Below are 15,495 nucleotides of genomic sequence, written 5' to 3'. Positions count from 1 at the left end.
AATTACCTCGTTCATCACCAAGGATCGAGATCGATGGCTGTTGCGAACAACGCGCTCATCCGAGCAAAAGGCTACACCCAGCGATGGATGTCCGAGACGTCCTATTCGACGGTCAAGCGAACGCAGGACTCCGCCCTGCGTTCGCGATTCTGGTATCGTCAATTTCGTGAAATCGTTCTCATGTTCGCGCTCAACAACATCAAGAAGCTCGCCGAGACGCTATGATCGTACTCCCGTACCGCATTTTCAATAAAGCACATCAAACCAGTTTCAACAGTCTGACTTTCGTGTAGGGCTCCGCATAACGAATCGACCTAGCCGGGTGTAGCTCCGACGGTGAACCCGCGTTCCTCAAGCAGGTCGGGCAGGCGGTTGGTGTGGTCGCCCTGTAATTCGATGCGGCCGTCATCAACCGTTCCGCCAGTGGCAAGCTGGCTCTTCAACTCGGATGCGAGGTCCGAAACATCGCTTTCCGGCAGATCGAGGCCTTCGACGATGGTCATGGCCTTGCCATAGCGCCGTTCGTCCACTCGAATTGAAATCTGCTGTTCCGAGCGCTCAAGGTCATCCTCGATGTTGAGTTCTTCCGGCAGGCCCGTGATCGAACTGAAATCGTCTCCTGACACACTTCTATGTAGGTACTCCTGGCACAAAACACTACGGCCGGAACGACAGTTCTTCGAACTCAAACCGCTCTAATCCGTTTCGCCAGGAAGTCGGAGGGTGAGTAGCGTAACAACCCCCATGAGGAGCGCCAACGAGAGATAGCCCTCGTCGAAGAAACCACGTTCGGCGACCGCGCCGAAGAGAACCGGACCTGTAGAAGCCAACAAAGAAGCGCTTGACCGGACAGCTCCCAGTCCAGTACCCTCTATCTCCGGGGGAATCGTCTCCGAGAGATACGACTGAGTGATTGCGCCCGAACCAAGCATCGAACTGATCAGAACCGTGTCCCCTGCGAGCAACCAGAAATTGCTGAGAAACGGCAGCAGAGCAAACCCGATGATGGCTCCGCCGAGTACGATCGGCAGCGAGCGCCGAATACCAATCACATCGTATGCGACGCCAGCAAGCGGCTTGGCAGCGATGCCGAACGCGAAAAACAGACTGAACAACGCGCTTGCTGTCGTCGAAGAGAATCCCTTCTCATCGATCAGATACGTGGGATAAAACGCCGAAAACGTCTGTAGAACACCAATATACAGAAACAAAATAATCGCCATGATCACCAATGTCGGATGGTAGAGTTCTCGGAGAACAGTCGTTGCCCGCTGGAGAGACAGCTCCGTGCTTGTTGTGTCAGACGGGACGGTTGGTGGGAGAACTCGCCAGACAGCGATTGCAACAACTGCGAGGAGTGGCACGACAAAGACGAGACCTACCTGCCACGTGAGACCGATGAGGACGCCAGCGACTAACGGCAGGACTGTCTGACCAGTGTCACCCGCTGCCATCGTTATTCCGAGCACACGACCGATACGATCAGGGTAGAGATCCGAGAGGGCAGTGATCCGTGCGACTGGATACAGAGACAACCCGGCACCGATCAATCCGGTTGCAGCGAACAGGCTCCACGTCGTCGGAGCGAGAACCACCAACGATACGGCACCAGCGACGATCATCAGCCCTGTTGTCAATATCGTCCGCTCACCGTATCGATCAGCCAGAACGCCACTTGGGACCTGACCGATCGCGTAGGTGACCCAGATAATCGTTACTAACAGGCCAGCAGTGGTGAGCGTGAGACCGAAGCTCTCGCTCAATGATGGCAGCAACACTGGATAGATCATCCGAGTTCCGTTCAAGAGCCCCCATCCGAGAGCGATTGCAATCAGCTTCTTTCCTTTTCCATCGGACCACAGTGCGCCTATTTCCTGTTGTAGAGAAGGGAACGCGTCCATCAATTCCGGTCGTTCACTCGTAACCAACCTGGTTGCAAAACACTTGCAGTGCCAGCACAAAGATCCGGTTGTCAGATTGAGTCGATTGCTGTTGCAGTTCGCTGTATGAGTTCAGCCATACGAGGAGGTTGTCGGAGAACGCCTGTAAAATTTCGTGCTGCAATATCGTGGTGACCGTAATGAGGGCGAAAGCCTACTCCGTGGTGCCGTCGTCATCCGACCATGCGCGTTGCTGCATTCACCGGCTTCGACGGTCCCGACAACGTTACTGTCCAGGAGACTGATGATCCTGAGCCGAACCCGACTGAAGTCGTTCTCGACGTCGCGGCAGCGTCGATCAATCGCCACGACCTCTGGATCTTTGAAGGCGACTCGGCGATGGTTGATACAGATGATCTCCCATTCGTGAGTGGCCTCGATGTCGCCGGCGAGGTCGCCGACACGGGAACCGACGTCGACACAGTTTCAGCAGGCGATCGGGTAGTGCTCTGTCCGAACGAGACGTGTGGTGTCTGTCGGTACTGTCGCGAGGGCCCCGAGAACCTCTGCGAACAGTTCAGCCTGTATCACGGCGGGCTTGCAGAGAAAGCGCTCATCGAGGCCGATCGGCTCGTCGAGCTTCCAGACTCGGTAGATTTCACCGACGCGGCCGCACTCCCGACCGCGTACATGACTGCCTATCATATGCTCCGCCGCGCGGATGTCGGGGCGAACGATCTCGTCTTCATCCCCGGAGCAACCGGCGGCGTCGGCGTTGCTGGCATCCAACTTGTTGACGCTCTCGGAGCTCGTTCGATCGGGACGACGACCTCGTCCGCGAAAGCCGACCAGTTGGCCGAGATCGGTGCGGATCACGTCATCGAATCGAGTAACCCCAACGAGATTCGGGAGGTAGCGACCGAGATCGGGGAGGCAGACGCAGTCCTGAACCACCTCGGCGGCGAGTATACGGAACTGGGGCTCAAACTCCTCCGACGGGGCGGTCGAATGGCCGTGTGTGGACGCACCGCGGGCGGCACCTCGGAGATCAACATCCCGCGGTTGTTCTTGGGCCACAAGCACGTCATCGGCAGCACGATGGGCACCCAACCGGATCTCGAAACGCTCGTTGGCCTCACGGCAGATGGCGTGGTCGATCCAGTCATCGGGGACGAGTATACGCTGGATGAGACGGGACAAGCGTTCGCTGATATGCAGAGTCGGGATGCGTTCGGAAAGCTCGTCATTCGCCCGTGAGTAACCTATACGATACCGTTCAGCAGTTCTCGAAGCGAGACATACCCGACGTTTTCAAGACAGGCACCATCGGTGTCGACGATGCCAGGCTCTCCTCACAGCTGGTGCTCGTGGATTTCGCTGTCAGATGGTTTGAAGCCAACCGAGAGCGATAGCTTCTATTCTGTAGTTGCGCCTTCTCGGGGTCAGGGTGCCCGAAATGTGCGAATAGTATCGCGCTTGCTTGGTTCGCATGAGAGTTGGGCGAAGCCAAGATCAGAGAATGTTCGCTTCCAATTCCGGTAGTAGAGCGGAAACTCGCCGCTGACGTAGCTCACATTCGTATCCGCTCGGCCACGCTGTGGGCTGTTACCTTCGTTCTCAGCGGTTATCAGCAGGTCACTGGTGATGCGAGCCAACTCCTCGAATACCCACGTGTTCTGCGGTTGAATGTGCTGAAGCGTTTCTACCGAGTAGACGAGATCAAAGGCGTTGTCGGGGAACTCAGGGACGATTTCTTCGATCATCCCAGTTCGAAACGTGCCCGTTGCAGCGAGTTGGGGATACTGGTCGGCCATCACGTCAAATGATTCGTCGTTGATGTCGATACCAGTGAGATCGCTGAATCCGTTCTCACGAAGGTGGGTGAGATGGCGGCCAGAGCTACAGCCGACTTCGAGAATCGCGGCGTCCTCTGGCAGGTAGTACTCACACACAGAAGCGAGGATCTCACTTACTTTGTTCGCGCCGAGCTGGGCGTAGTATGCCGGCGAGAATTCTCCTGAGCGTTCGGCCCAGCCACGATGGTTATCATCCAGTTCCACAGAAGTTCTCTCGTGGCCAGACAGTAAAACTCCATCTTTGCCATATATCTGTATTCGCTAGTCCACAGATTGGGGAACCAGCCTGTAACATTGATCTTCGGAGTTCTCATATCACAGGTTGTTGTCTTGTTGAAACCGGTATTCGGGATAGAGAGCGCGTATCGGTCACCTTGGTTACCGACCTGATCCCCTTGAACTACTGCCGCACCCAATCATCGACCGCGGGCAGGTTCAACTATCACCTGACGAAGCTCCGTTCATATTTCGTCCGCGAAACCGGGACGGCTACGAACTGGATCACGACGGCGAGCCAACGCCGAGGTGACGGGCAGGCCGGACGTTTGTTCAGTTTGTAGTACGAACGACTTCAAGCAGCCCTATCACTCCACCTGCCTCCATCCTGAGTGTGGCGGGCCCACGAGTCGGAGAAACCGACCGTTCCGATATCGAGGTCAGTAGTGACCCATCACTCCCTTGCGCCGCGCACGCCGCTGTGCCCGGTGAAAGGCGAGATAGCCGATGCCGAGATAGCCGACGGCGGTGACGACCAGCACCGCCAATTCCATCGCGGAAAACTCCCAGAGACGGACGCCCTCGGTCATCGCCTGCCCGAGGAGATAACTCCCTTGTGCGAGCGGGAGCCATTTGAGGAGCGGATACTCGCCAACGGGTGCGGCGATCAAGCCAATCAGCACGAACTGGACGAGATTGAAGGCGTTCTCGACGCGCTTATAGAGCATCGCCAATCCGCCGAAGACGAAGCCGATACCGACGGCGGGCGCGACCGCGAACGTCCCGAGGACGAGCACCGTCACCGGCTTGATGACGAGCGACTGTCCCGTCGTGGGCAACATGAGTGCCAGAATACCGATGCCCCAGAGAAACGCCTCCAGCACGTTCACGGCGGTTTTCACGGCTATCACGCGACCGAAGCCAAAGGGTGACATGAACAGCTGTTCGAGCGTTCCCCACTGGGATTCGCGGGTGACGTTCCACGCCAGCCCGGCGTAGGCTGTAATCGACGCGCTCCAGAGCATGTAGCCGACGATGATGCCCTCGATGGAGTCGGCGAGCGCCGCACCCGCGAGCGCCTGTCCGCCGAAGAAGATGATGAGGAAGACGAAATACGTCATGGCGAACTGCGAGAGCGTATTCACCGGGTAGCGCACCATCAACAGCGCACGTTTTTTCGCCACCGCACGTACGAGTGTCAAGAATCCACCATTCGTATTCATACCTGCCGGTCGGTCTCTGCCCTCCGTGCCCAGCGGCTGGCTCTCGGTCTCTGTGCTCACTACTCGGTCCTCCCGGTGACTTCGAGGAACACGTCTTCAAGATCTGGTTCGACCGATTCCACCGTTTCCGGTACTGCGCCCGCCTCGCGGAGCGCATCCATCACGCCGTACAGCGCCCGGCCCTCGGGAAGGGCGACCTCGAAGCGCGTCCGGTCGCCGACATCCTCGAAACCACCGGCGTCGAATTCGACTTCGAGGCGCTCACGCGCTCGTGCGGACAGGCCATCAACGGTGACGCGGTAGGCTTGCGTCCGGAACACGTCGATGAGATTTTCGACCGTTTCGTCCGTGACGATTCGGCCGTCGTTCATGATGATTACGCGGTCACAGACCGCCTGCACCACGTCCATGTCGTGGCTCGAAAGGACGACCGTCATCGACTCCTGTTCGACGAGTCGCCTGAGTTCCTGCCGGAGTTCGAGCGAACTCTCGACGTCAAGCCCGAGCGTCGGTTCGTCGAGAAAGACTACCGAAGCGTCGCGCGCGAGGGTACACGCGAGCGAGACCTTCTGTTTCATCCCGCGCGAGAGTTCGTTCACCGTCTCGTCGGCTTTGTCTTCGAATCCGAGCTGGTCGAGCAGTCGGTCGTGGCGGTCGGCCATCGCGGCGGGCCGGCGGCCCGACAGGGCGGCGAAGAAGTCGAGGTTCTCCCGAACGGTGAGCTTCCAGTAGACGTTCCGCGCGCCTTCGAGCATCGCGCCCACTCTCCGGTAGGCCGTCCGCGGCTCCTCGTGGACGTTTACGCCATCGACCGTCATTGCTCCGGCGGTGGGGACCACCAGCCCGAGAATCGCCTTGATCGTGGTCGTCTTGCCAGCACCGTTCGGTCCTAGCAAACCAACGACGGTGCCCGGTTCGATATCGAACGAAACGTCATCGACGGCCCGAATCGCGTCTTTTCCGCTTCCATACGTTTTTTCGAGTCCGTCGACCGAGACGGCGAGCCGTTCCGGCTCCGTTGCTTCACGGTCGCTCGTGTGCTCCCGTTCGAGCGGTGCGTTCGTGTTCATTCGATTTGTTTGTCGCTGGCACTCATATTAACGATTTCCGGAGCCACAATTCAGTTTGAAGTTTGATAGCTTTGCCGAAGTTTTTCGTCGGTAGTCCAGTAGAGGGCGGCATGGGTGCGGAAACGGAATCCACGCCGTCGGAAATATTCGAGATTTTGGGTCATGAGACGCGGCTTGCCATCATCGAAGAGTTGGCGAAACACCGTCGCACTCAGTGGCGGCCGGCAGGGTTGGGGTTCGCCGAGCTGCGTAAGGCGGTCGGCGTCGCAGACGCCGGGAAGTTCAACTACCACCTCGATAAGCTCAGAGACCACTTCGTCTACAAGCGTAGCGACGAGTACGTGCTCCACAACGCGGGTCTCGAACTCGCGGGAGCGATTCGTGCGGGCACGTATACTCAGTGCACCGACACCCGCCGAAGTGAGGTCGACCGGCAGTGCCCGTCGTGCGAAGCCACGCTGGAGGCGATTTACGAGGCCAACTACATCCGGGTGGAGTGTCCCGACCACAGTAGGCTGTTCGCCAACACGGTGCCACCCGGCGCGACCGTCGGCCGCTCGGTGGACGAACTGCTCGCACTCGCGGACCGCGACGCGCGACACACCCTCGAACACGCCCGTGACGAGACCTGTCCGCATTGTTGGGGACGGATGACCATCACTGTACCCGCCGACCCCGCGTCGTTACTCAAAAGCCGGGCCGACGCCGACGACGATGCAGAGATAACACAACTGCTCGCGCGGTTTTCCTGCGAACGTTGCGGGATGACGTTCTGATTTCCCGTCAGCACCTGCGTCGTGGACCACCCCGCCGTCGTCTCGTTCAGCAACGACCACGGCGTCGACATCCGCGACCGCGACTACCTCGAGCTCGGCTTCGTCGGCGGTTCGGGTGGTAGTTTGGTTTCCGAGGATCCGGTGCGAATCACCATCAAGGTCGAACTGGGAGCCGACGCCATCCTGCTTACGCTCAACGAAATGCTGACCGTCATCGATGTTGAACGAATGGACAGGTGAGAACGGCCGCGACGGTCGCTCCCGACAAAGTTGTGATCAGGAAATCAAAGAGAATTGAACCTCTAACGAATACAGCCTCTGTATCTCGCACGATGTATCTCTCAACTTCTGGGAAGGACTTGCGGAAAACTGTGAATCAGAGATTCGCGTTTTCGAAGCGTCGTCGCTGCTCACGGTCCATGTTCGAGGCGATTTCCGAGGCGTCGACGTGATCGTGGAAGATCCCGCGGCCGTTCGCGAACTCTTGAGCAACTCGTGCCAACCAGGCATCGGTCTCGCCAACGAGCTGTTCGGCGACTTCGTAATGAGTGAGAACGTCGCGCATGATCCTTAATCGCTACTCCTCGAATCGGTCGGTGAATGAACGGATGGAGCCTCAACCAGCGCTGCGTTGGCAGCAGGTGCGGTGGGTTCGGGCCGACCCGATTCGGAAGGGTTCGTGATCGATTCGACGCCCTTCATCGCTACCTGTTCGACCTCGGCGAGGCGTTCGGGCTCATGCCGGCGAGCGAGGTTCTCGGCATGGCCGCAGTGGCGGTGGAAACCTTGGTAGTTGCCGCTGGCGGCATGGTCGGCTGCACACCGCAGGTTCGCGTCGATGGCTTGATCGACCAGCGATGCGTGGACGTTCTTGAGCGTTCGGAGCGGGTGTCGCAGGCAGTTCAAATTCATTCCACCCCTTTGGGGAAAACAAACTGCTTGTGGAGACACTAAGCGGAGGATTCGCTGTTCACGTTCGACGGCCAGAATGTGACTCCAGCAACTGTTCAACGTCGTTCAAGCGCTCGGGCATGTGCCAGCGGGCGAGTCGGCCCGCGTGCTCGCACCGACGCTCGAACGTTTCTTGGTCACCGCTCTCGATAGCATCCAAAGCGTGATCGAGATGGTGAGTGATGGTGGCATCGAGGGCCGTCTCGCGAACGACGCCGAGTGACTGAAGCGGGTTCCGGAGACAGCTGGTGTTTCGCTGGGCGAGCTGTGCTGAGACGAGGTCTGCCGCTGCGATCGTCCGCTGGACGATGTTCGGACACATCGCACCTCTCGGAGGTGGATAAATCGTCGTCTCCAGAGAGACGAGTACGATTAGTTGCGGTCCCACAATGCTGATATGCGAAGGGTATGATATTCGAGGAAATGGTTCAGAACCTACCTCACAGGGATGGAACGTCGACTTTGTGGGATTCGTCGATTGGCATACAACAGCGGGTGAGAACACCGTGAACCACCGCTCGCTGGTCGTCGTCTCGGTGGTCGTCTTAATGGTGCTGTCTGGCTGTAGTTTCCTTTCCGAAGCGCCGGGCGAGTCCTCAACGGCAACCCCGGCTGCGAACGGTTCGAGTGAGTCGACGAACAACACGACGGAGGTGGTGACGGGGACACCGGCACCCACAGGTACTCCATCGCCAACAGCATCCGCAACTCCATTCTCGACCAGCACGCCAACGGCGCTCGACACGCCTACGCTCACACCGACCGATACGCCAACGCCAACACCCACGAAAACACCGACAGCGACGCCTACTCCAACACCAACCGAAACAGCGACCGCGACACCAACGCCGACAGAGACAGCAACGCCGACCGACACACCAACAGCGACCGATTCGGAGACCAAGAGTGAGACAGCCACAGAAACGGACTCGTCGCGCGAAGGCTGGTATAACGTCACCATCGTCGCGGACGGTGCAGGTGGCTCCTACTACCGGATGTACGGCGGCAGTGGTCCGAGCATCGAGTTGGGTGAGGAAGCCGACACCGAGGATTCGGCCGAGTATGAAGATCACGTGATCCTCGATGATCCGTACTACTCCGAGGGGTTCGTCGGCGCGAACGGCGTCGATAGCTACCAGTACAGTCCGACTGTCGAGAACGACCCCTCGCTCCGATTCATCAACGATGGCGATGTGGCGCTGAAAGTCTATCTCGATGGCGAACTCTACACGACTGTGCCAGCGGGCCAAGGAACCGACGGCGAGCGCGTTGACCCCGACGCACCGCCACAGGGAGCGAATCAGATCAAAGTCGAAGCGGTCGGTGACGGAGCTTCCAACTACACGCTCTCAGCCGGAGAGGCCGGTACGGAGACGTTCTTCTACGAGGACAGAGCGAATCCCGGCACGACCGCCGATAATCCTGACTATACGGGCTACGTGTCGGGGGCATACGGCTTCGTCGGAGCGGATGGCGTCGATACGTATTCGACGAACGGCCCGCTCTACAGTGCGGAGAACAATGGCTCGGCAACGCTGAAAATCTACGAGAACGGTGATCTGTGGACGACCCTCGAACCGGGAGAGACCAAGAAATCGTCGGAACAGTGACCCGCGTTCGATAATTCACGGCCCGTGGTTGAAGCGAGATAACAGGTTCCGGGAGTTGTCTAAGCCGCCATCTATCCTGTCAGTAGACACTTGATTGTCGACAGGGTATTCTGTGAAAGACTGGCCTACCCGATCTCAAACATCCTTTTCGGAGATGATGAGGTTCCCCACTCTGATCGTCGCCCCTGCAAGTGGTTTGTGACGTTTCCGATAGCTCTTCGTACGATATCGCCCAAATCTTTTTGACGTTCGTGTCTTTACGGTCTGTATGGACGTTCGATTCACGATTCCAGCCACGCTAGGCCACCAATTCGTTTCGAATGAGATAGCGGACGAACTTCGACGTGGGAACTTCTGGGAAGCCTGCTGTCTCTGTTGTGAGAGATCGTATGATTGGCAAGCGGGCCTGTCTGAGTTTTAATTTCACAAACTGGATGGATAGCTATCTATAAAAGGGTAGAATCTGAAATCGCGGTAGGTCTACTCGGAATGGTCTATAGCGAGATTACTGGATACGGGGGAATACAGGCTTTCTTTTTCATCGCCATGCTTCTATCTGCCTTCTATGCTGATAGCATACTCCTTCTGGGCGTACTGGCCGTTTTGTGGATCGGAACAACTGCTTATCAGGTCTGGATGCGTGACTGAGTTCGCCGTATTTGAATATCGATTAGGTCGCGCCCATGCTGAGTGAACGGAGCATGAACGGGCTACTTCACTACCGTCGGGGTTTTATAATATAGTATCATTGTATCTCAATGGGTTTGGGAGATCACTGGTATCATTTTAATCAATGAACAGAGGGACTGTCTCGAGTTGGATACGCTCTTTTTGGTGCGGTAGTAGCAGTTCTATAGGAATTATCAGAGCAATCTATAGTTTTGCGCGAAATCCTTCCCAGTAGTTGGGAGATATCGCCTGCGAGATACAGAGGCTGTATTCAGCAAGAAGATTAACGATGAAACAGCATTAGGTAGTGCCCCGTTTGGATGACGAGGCGGGCCGACTAGAGCGGTCCCACCACCTGACTATTTACTCCGTCTCAGTCTGGATGTCGAAATCCTCCGGCTTGGCCGCCCTGACGGCGGGGAGCCGTCGAAGCCGCGGGCGTAAAAGCACGTAGACCGCTGTGAAGGCGAAGCCGCTGGCGGTCAGCGCCATCGTCGTCGTTGTTCCCAGCACCTCAGCGACCGCACCACCGATAAGTGATCCCAGCGGGAGTGTCGCCCCAGAAACGGTACCCTTCGTCGCGGCAACTCGACCCAACAGGTCGGCCGGGAACACTCGCTGGTTCAGTGTCGCCGTAAGTACGCCCGAGACACCGGCGGGAACCCACGCGAGGCCGAACAGGACGACCGTGAATACTGGCGACGACACCAGGACTGCCGCGACCCAGCAGCAGGCACCCAGCCCGTGGGCGAGGAGCAGCCTGCCGTAGCGCACGTCCTCGACCCACGGACTGACAAGCGAACCGACGAGTCGGCCGATTCCGAGCGCACCCAGCAGCAGACCGTAGATGGCGGGGCCACCGAGGCCGTCGCCGAACGCCGGGAGTATCGCCAGCGCGACGCCGGTTGTGAAATTCGCCACTGCAGTCATCAGTATCAGTTCGACGAACACCGTCCCGCGGAGCACCGCGACGCCGTCCCGAAGGTCCGAGACGTACGAGCGTAGTACCGAACGGACGGTCGGGTCCACCGTTTCATCCCTCGATTCCGTGCGCCCGTCAGTCCCCAAAGCGGTTCCAATCCGGATACCGGCGAACAGTAGCGCAGCGGCGGCGAATGTGACCGAGTCGGCGAGGAACAGGGCCGTCACGCCGAACACGGCGACGAAGACGCCGCCGAGCGCGTCGAACACCATGTCCAGCCCGAGCGTCACGGTTGAGAGCGCCGAGTTCGCGCTGGAAAGACGTTCGTCGTCGACAATACGGGGTAATAGCGCCGTCTCCATCGGTGCCATCAGCAGCGACGCGAGCATCAACACCGGAGCGACGACGAACAGGACGCCGACGTCCAAGTACCCTGTCGCCGCCGCTAGCGGCAGGGCCAGCACGACGGTGCCCTGAATCATTTGCGAGCCAACGAGAACGCGTTCGAGCGGCAGGCGGTCGATGAGCGGTCCGGCGAATACCTGTAATAGCCACGGCAACAGCAGTATCGAGTTCAGCGCGCCGGTGACTAGCGTCGAGCCGCTCAGCTCGAAGGCGAGCCAGAGCATCGCCACCGTGTAGAGGCTGTCCCCGGCGTTCGTGACGAACTGCCCGGCGAAGAAGCGTCGGAAATCGGCGTTGTGCCACAGCACCCGGTCGAGAGCGTTCATCAGCGATCACCCGCCAGAGACATCGGCACGGCTTTGAGTGGGGTGGGCGGGCAGTTCCCCCACCAGAGTTTCGGGCATCGGCGCGGGCGGTTCGGTCGTGATTCGTGTGTCGGTACGCGGTCGTGCGAGCGCCGACGCTGGGCCGGCGACTCGGCGGGTTTCGGCATGTGCGTGTGTGGTCGAGAGGAAGTGCGGCTACCGGAGAGGCAGCGAAACGAACCCGAGTGCTGCGGCTATCGGGCCCGTCAGGCAGCGGGCGGCGAGAAGGGGTCGAATACCGGGCGAGCCGTGAACCGGTGGGTCATAAAACGATCTGTTCGATAGTTCATGTGGTTAATCAAAAATGTACTGCTTCGATGTGGACGGGGTAATTGCCACTTCCCCAACCTACCTCTGGGACCTGCGAAAGTGTTCCATTAGTTGGGTTGCAAGATACGCCCCCCTTGTATCTCGCATGCTGCACGTCCCAACTGCTGGGAAGGGTTCGCGCAAAACTACGAGTTGCTCCGATAATCGCTATCAGCACCAGACTGTTCGTCATTTGATTGAGGGGAACATCTAAGCGAGCGGCACAGTTGGATTACCACATGCCGTTCCCAAACTACCCCGACAAGTATGGTGCGTCGGCACACCTCACCCCCGAGGCTATGGAGAGATCAAGGGACGCTCATGATGTTGAAGTTCCGGAGGCGGTCGTTCTCTGCTATCAGCCGGGTTTCTTTGAATATATTGTCGAAAAGCATGCGGAGACCAAAATTGAAACTCTCGGTGAGGATCGGCTCATTCTTAGCCCTGACCGATTCTATACTCTTTCAGATACCGAGGGACGTGTCGGCGTGTTAGGGAACTTTGGCATCGGCGCTCCTACTACAGCTATTGCTATGGAACAGCTCATCGGTTTTGGAACTGATACATTCTGTATTGTCGGCGGCTGTGGTGGGTTAGGTGGCAACGTTGCTCGTCATGAGCCGATAGTCTGCAACCGCGCCATTCGTGACGAAGGTGTTTCGCATCATTATCTCCCTTCCGAGATGTATGCTTCCGCGAGCAGTACGCTCGTGACGCAGTTGGAGAATGCTCTTGGTGCTGCTGGATTGGAACATCAGACTGGTTCGTCATGGACTACGGATGCGATATACCGTGAAACGGACGCTGAAATCGAACATTATCGTGATGAGGGCGTCCTGGCTGTCGAGATGGAAGCTGCGACGATATTCTCCATCGCAGAATACCGAGATGTGGATGCTGGAGCACTTCTTTGTCCGCTTGATCTTGTGATGGTGAACGATTGGGAACCCAGTAGAGAATCATCGGTGGACGGATTGCGCGATTTACTCGTGCCAGCACGCGATGCGCTCCTCGAAAGTACTGATTCCGCGTAGGCTCTTTCCACTCATCCGCGGTGGCGGCCTCGATTCTATCATTGACTGGAGCCTTAGACGTGATCTCTTGACTTCTCCGTAAACAGAAGAGAGCCTTGCTAACAAAGGGTGGTGTCATAACTGTTCCCCAATTCCGCCATTTACACTATACTCTCACTAGCCCGAAGATTCACAAGAAATAATATGCGGCGTAGACAGCTTCTGCTGTGGCTTCCCAACCGTTACGAGTTCTCGTACTGACGGCGTTTGGTCCTGATGAGGCCTCGGACGGAAGCGGCGAGCTCGGCCGGTGGCTCGATGGCTACGACGAGTTCGCCCACGAAATTACAGTATCGGGAGTGCCCACACCGGTATGGATCACCGATCACGGTGTCGGTGTCACGGCTACTGGGATAGGGCCGGCTCGCGCAGGTGTAAGCGTTGCTGCGCTTCTCGCTACTGATGCGCTTGACACCGATAATACGTATCTGCTTACTGCTGGCGTTGCTGGCATTTCGCCGCATGCAGGGACCGTTGGATCGGTCGTCCTTGCGGATCACATCGTCAATTGGGATGCGAAAATGCGCTACGATGGTGGCACAACCGTCGAGCCGTGGGGATTCGGTCCGTCTCAGTCGTATGAACTCAACACAATCCTCGTGACTGCCGCCCGTGGCGCGGCGGATGGCGTTGATCTCCGAGATTCTGCCGCTGCCCGCGAACACCGGACGAAGTATGATGCACCGCCGGCAACTGACCCTCCCCGATTGGAAACTGGAACATCCGTTGCTGGTGCGGACTTCTGGTATGGCCATACCCGCGCTGCAGCAGTCGAATCGTTAGTTTCGAGATACGATGCGGGAACATACGCCACAACCGAGTGCGAGGGCTTCGCCACGGCCGTTGCCTGTGATCGGTTCGGTGCGCTTGATCGCTATCTCAGTATCCGTGCCGCATCAAACTTCGACCGGCCGCCAGTCAATGCCGACGAAGCGGGCGAAGTGGATAGTGAGTGGCGCATGCAAGGCCCGTCCTGTGACAACGCCTATCGCGTCGGTCGTGCTGTTGCTGACACGATAGCTAACAACTGGGAAACGTGGCACGATGAACCACCTGCTCCGAAAGAGTGACACAGAATCTACAGTCACGAAACTGGCTGAAGTGAGCGATCTCCCGTCGAATTTTGGTTGGTCTGAGACGCACCTGCTCCTATTGATTCACTCATACTACAGAGCAGGCAGGATGAGCATCAATCACGAATCTAGTCAGAACCTGTCAGGATTTCACCCTAGGTAGAGGCTGGGTACAGCAGAGCCGTGACTAAAAAATCACATATCACTCTCGACTGGCCTCAAACCATCCGACCGCGAAATCCACGAGTGGCGGCTGTGAGACGATTTTAGCGTCGCCGACACCGACGGTGCTCGTCTCGAAGGCATCAGGATTCTCGCTCTCGAACGCTTCGCCACAGGCCGGAAAGTCTCCGTCATCATAATCGATTTCTTTCCACTGTACCCACTCACGCTCTCCGTCGACAAGCGCCGCGCCGGCGTGAGTTTCCGTGGCGAGATCAAGGTCAGCGCGGTACTCAGCGAGATGGAGCGAGGTACTGGTTGCATAGGAAGTACCGAGGTACAGTACGTCGCCGCCGAGATCATAGACACGGGCCAGCGGTGATTCCTCGCCGAGCGAATAGCTGAATGAATGATACTCGGTGACGAACTGAGCGTCAGCGCCCCACGCTGCGAATGAAACCTGTGGGTGGTCGCTCCGGTGGACATCTGGATAGGAACGGAAACACTCGGCAATTGCACCCATCCCCTGAGTCGGTGTGACGGCTGGTCGGTATGGCGGCATCTGTTCGCGAATGGTATCGTACCACGAGTCGGGAACCGGCGGGTTTTCCATATCGGAAGGATCCCTGTTCCCGGGCGAATGCGTCGGCATCACGACATTCCCGTCCTCGCCTACGACGCACTGGAGCGCATCTACGACGGCGGGCGCACCGCCACAGACCCAGCCGAGCGAGGAGAGAGACCCGTGGACGAGCAACGTGTGGCCGGTTTCGATGCCGAGAGCGTGTAGGTCGCTCACCATCGAATCGACCGTGACCGGTTCCGAAGATCGGTCTTCGGGAAGCGGTTCGCTCATGCAGAGACGTGTCCGGGGCCAACTATAAATTTAGCCAGCGGATGCAAGACACGCGCTGTGTGGTCAGCATCGTCGTTAA

14 protein-coding genes and 2 pseudogenes are annotated in these 15,495 nt (G+C 58.0%); 6 read left to right on the top strand and 10 right to left on the bottom strand.

What is annotated here, in order from left to right; all coding sequences use genetic code 11:
* Positions 1 to 225: pseudogene (locus ACP97_RS06520) on the top strand (IS5/IS1182 family transposase); the annotation flags it as partial.
* Positions 226 to 314: 89 nt separating this feature from the next.
* Here the strand turns inward: ACP97_RS06520 and yciH are convergent.
* Together yciH and ACP97_RS06510 are read right to left on the bottom strand one after the other, a co-directional pair.
* On the bottom strand, positions 315 to 626 hold the full coding sequence (gene yciH, locus ACP97_RS06515) for a stress response translation initiation inhibitor YciH (RefSeq protein ID WP_049997030.1): 312 nt from the start codon (positions 624 to 626) through the stop codon (positions 315 to 317).
* A 69-nt stretch (positions 627 to 695) separates the two neighbouring features.
* Positions 696 to 1,790, bottom strand: a complete 1,095-nt coding sequence (locus tag ACP97_RS06510) for an MFS transporter (protein ID WP_049997039.1) — start codon at positions 1,788 to 1,790, stop codon at positions 696 to 698.
* A gap of 333 nt (positions 1,791 to 2,123) precedes the next feature.
* On the opposite strand from ACP97_RS06510, the gene ACP97_RS06505 reads away from it, so the two are divergent.
* The gene (locus tag ACP97_RS06505; RefSeq protein WP_049997029.1) at positions 2,124 to 3,137 is read left to right on the top strand and encodes an alcohol dehydrogenase catalytic domain-containing protein; all 1,014 of its coding nucleotides are present in this window, start codon (positions 2,124 to 2,126) and stop codon (positions 3,135 to 3,137) included.
* Between the two features lie 185 nt (positions 3,138 to 3,322).
* Here the strand turns inward: ACP97_RS06505 and ACP97_RS06500 are convergent, their stop codons facing one another.
* The 3 genes from ACP97_RS06500 to ACP97_RS06490 form a co-directional block, all read right to left on the bottom strand.
* A complete protein-coding gene (locus tag ACP97_RS06500; RefSeq protein ID WP_049997028.1) occupies positions 3,323 to 3,940 on the bottom strand; it encodes a class I SAM-dependent methyltransferase in 618 nt (205 codons plus the stop codon).
* Positions 3,941 to 4,392: 452 nt separating this feature from the next.
* Entirely contained in the window at positions 4,393 to 5,175 is a 783-nt protein-coding gene (locus ACP97_RS06495) for an ABC transporter permease (protein ID WP_049997038.1), read from the bottom strand.
* Between the two features lie 59 nt (positions 5,176 to 5,234).
* Complete coding sequence (locus tag ACP97_RS06490) at positions 5,235 to 6,245, bottom strand: ABC transporter ATP-binding protein (RefSeq protein WP_049997027.1); 1,011 nt, start codon at positions 6,243 to 6,245, stop codon at positions 5,235 to 5,237.
* A gap of 110 nt (positions 6,246 to 6,355) precedes the next feature.
* On the opposite strand from ACP97_RS06490, the pseudogene ACP97_RS06485 reads away from it, so the two are divergent.
* Positions 6,356 to 7,261 (top strand): annotated as a pseudogene (locus tag ACP97_RS06485) (winged helix-turn-helix domain-containing protein).
* A 136-nt stretch (positions 7,262 to 7,397) separates the two neighbouring features.
* Here ACP97_RS06485 and ACP97_RS06475 read toward each other — a convergent pair.
* The 3 genes from ACP97_RS06475 to ACP97_RS19810 are packed head-to-tail and all read right to left on the bottom strand — an operon-like array spanning position 7,398 to position 8,294.
* Positions 7,398 to 7,586 carry a hypothetical protein gene (locus tag ACP97_RS06475; protein ID WP_049997024.1) on the bottom strand — a complete coding sequence of 63 codons (189 nt, stop codon included), beginning with the start codon at positions 7,584 to 7,586 and terminating at the stop codon, positions 7,398 to 7,400.
* 5 nt (positions 7,587 to 7,591) lie between these two features.
* Complete coding sequence (locus tag ACP97_RS06470) at positions 7,592 to 7,933, bottom strand: hypothetical protein (protein WP_049997023.1); 342 nt, start codon at positions 7,931 to 7,933, stop codon at positions 7,592 to 7,594.
* Positions 7,934 to 7,991: 58 nt separating this feature from the next.
* The gene (locus tag ACP97_RS19810) at positions 7,992 to 8,294 is read right to left on the bottom strand and encodes a hypothetical protein (protein WP_049997022.1); all 303 of its coding nucleotides are present in this window, start codon (positions 8,292 to 8,294) and stop codon (positions 7,992 to 7,994) included.
* Positions 8,295 to 8,436: 142 nt separating this feature from the next.
* Here ACP97_RS19810 and ACP97_RS20765 point away from each other — a divergent pair, with 142 nt between their 5' ends.
* Positions 8,437 to 9,582: an integrin gene (locus ACP97_RS20765; protein WP_237561112.1), complete on the top strand. Its 1,146-nt coding sequence runs from the start codon at positions 8,437 to 8,439 to the stop codon at positions 9,580 to 9,582.
* Between the two features lie 1,032 nt (positions 9,583 to 10,614).
* On the opposite strand, the gene ACP97_RS06455 is transcribed toward ACP97_RS20765, so the two are convergent.
* Complete coding sequence (locus tag ACP97_RS06455; RefSeq protein ID WP_049997021.1) at positions 10,615 to 11,904, bottom strand: MFS transporter; 1,290 nt, start codon at positions 11,902 to 11,904, stop codon at positions 10,615 to 10,617.
* Between the two features lie 587 nt (positions 11,905 to 12,491).
* On the opposite strand from ACP97_RS06455, the gene ACP97_RS06450 reads away from it, so the two are divergent.
* The gene (locus ACP97_RS06450) at positions 12,492 to 13,286 is read left to right on the top strand and encodes a nucleoside phosphorylase (RefSeq protein WP_049997020.1); all 795 of its coding nucleotides are present in this window, start codon (positions 12,492 to 12,494) and stop codon (positions 13,284 to 13,286) included.
* A gap of 206 nt (positions 13,287 to 13,492) precedes the next feature.
* On the top strand, positions 13,493 to 14,395 hold the full coding sequence (locus ACP97_RS18995) for a phosphorylase family protein (protein WP_079977572.1): 903 nt from the start codon (positions 13,493 to 13,495) through the stop codon (positions 14,393 to 14,395).
* Between the two features lie 205 nt (positions 14,396 to 14,600).
* On the opposite strand, the gene ACP97_RS06440 is transcribed toward ACP97_RS18995, so the two are convergent.
* Positions 14,601 to 15,416 carry an aminoglycoside N(3)-acetyltransferase gene (locus ACP97_RS06440; RefSeq protein WP_049997018.1) on the bottom strand — a complete coding sequence of 272 codons (816 nt, stop codon included), beginning with the start codon at positions 15,414 to 15,416 and terminating at the stop codon, positions 14,601 to 14,603.
* Between the last annotated feature and the right edge of the window lie 79 nt (positions 15,417 to 15,495).

The organism is Halococcus sediminicola, assembly GCF_000755245.1.
Lineage (GTDB): Archaea > Halobacteriota > Halobacteria > Halobacteriales > Halococcaceae > Halococcus > Halococcus sediminicola.
Note: the sequence above shows the minus strand (reverse complement) of the source record. Positions and strands in the feature narration are given on the sequence as shown.

Excerpts from the sequence above, each read along its gene's own strand:
- ACP97_RS06470 (WP_049997023.1), bottom strand. The coding sequence starts at position 7,933 with ATGAATTTGAACTGCCTGCGACACCCGCTCCGAACGCTCAAGAACGTC.
- ACP97_RS19810 (WP_049997022.1), bottom strand. The coding sequence starts at position 8,294 with ATGTGTCCGAACATCGTCCAGCGGACGATCGCAGCGGCAGACCTCGTC.
- ACP97_RS06450 (WP_049997020.1), top strand. The coding sequence starts at position 12,492 with ATGCCGTTCCCAAACTACCCCGACAAGTATGGTGCGTCGGCACACCTC.
- ACP97_RS06510 (WP_049997039.1), bottom strand. The coding sequence starts at position 1,790 with ATGATCTATCCAGTGTTGCTGCCATCATTGAGCGAGAGCTTCGGTCTC.
- ACP97_RS06495 (WP_049997038.1), bottom strand. The coding sequence starts at position 5,175 with ATGAATACGAATGGTGGATTCTTGACACTCGTACGTGCGGTGGCGAAA.
- ACP97_RS06440 (WP_049997018.1), bottom strand. The coding sequence starts at position 15,416 with ATGAGCGAACCGCTTCCCGAAGACCGATCTTCGGAACCGGTCACGGTC.
- ACP97_RS06490 (WP_049997027.1), bottom strand. The coding sequence starts at position 6,245 with ATGAACACGAACGCACCGCTCGAACGGGAGCACACGAGCGACCGTGAA.
- ACP97_RS06455 (WP_049997021.1), bottom strand. The coding sequence starts at position 11,904 with ATGAACGCTCTCGACCGGGTGCTGTGGCACAACGCCGATTTCCGACGC.
- ACP97_RS06505 (WP_049997029.1), top strand. The coding sequence starts at position 2,124 with ATGCGCGTTGCTGCATTCACCGGCTTCGACGGTCCCGACAACGTTACT.
- ACP97_RS06475 (WP_049997024.1), bottom strand. The coding sequence starts at position 7,586 with ATGCGCGACGTTCTCACTCATTACGAAGTCGCCGAACAGCTCGTTGGC.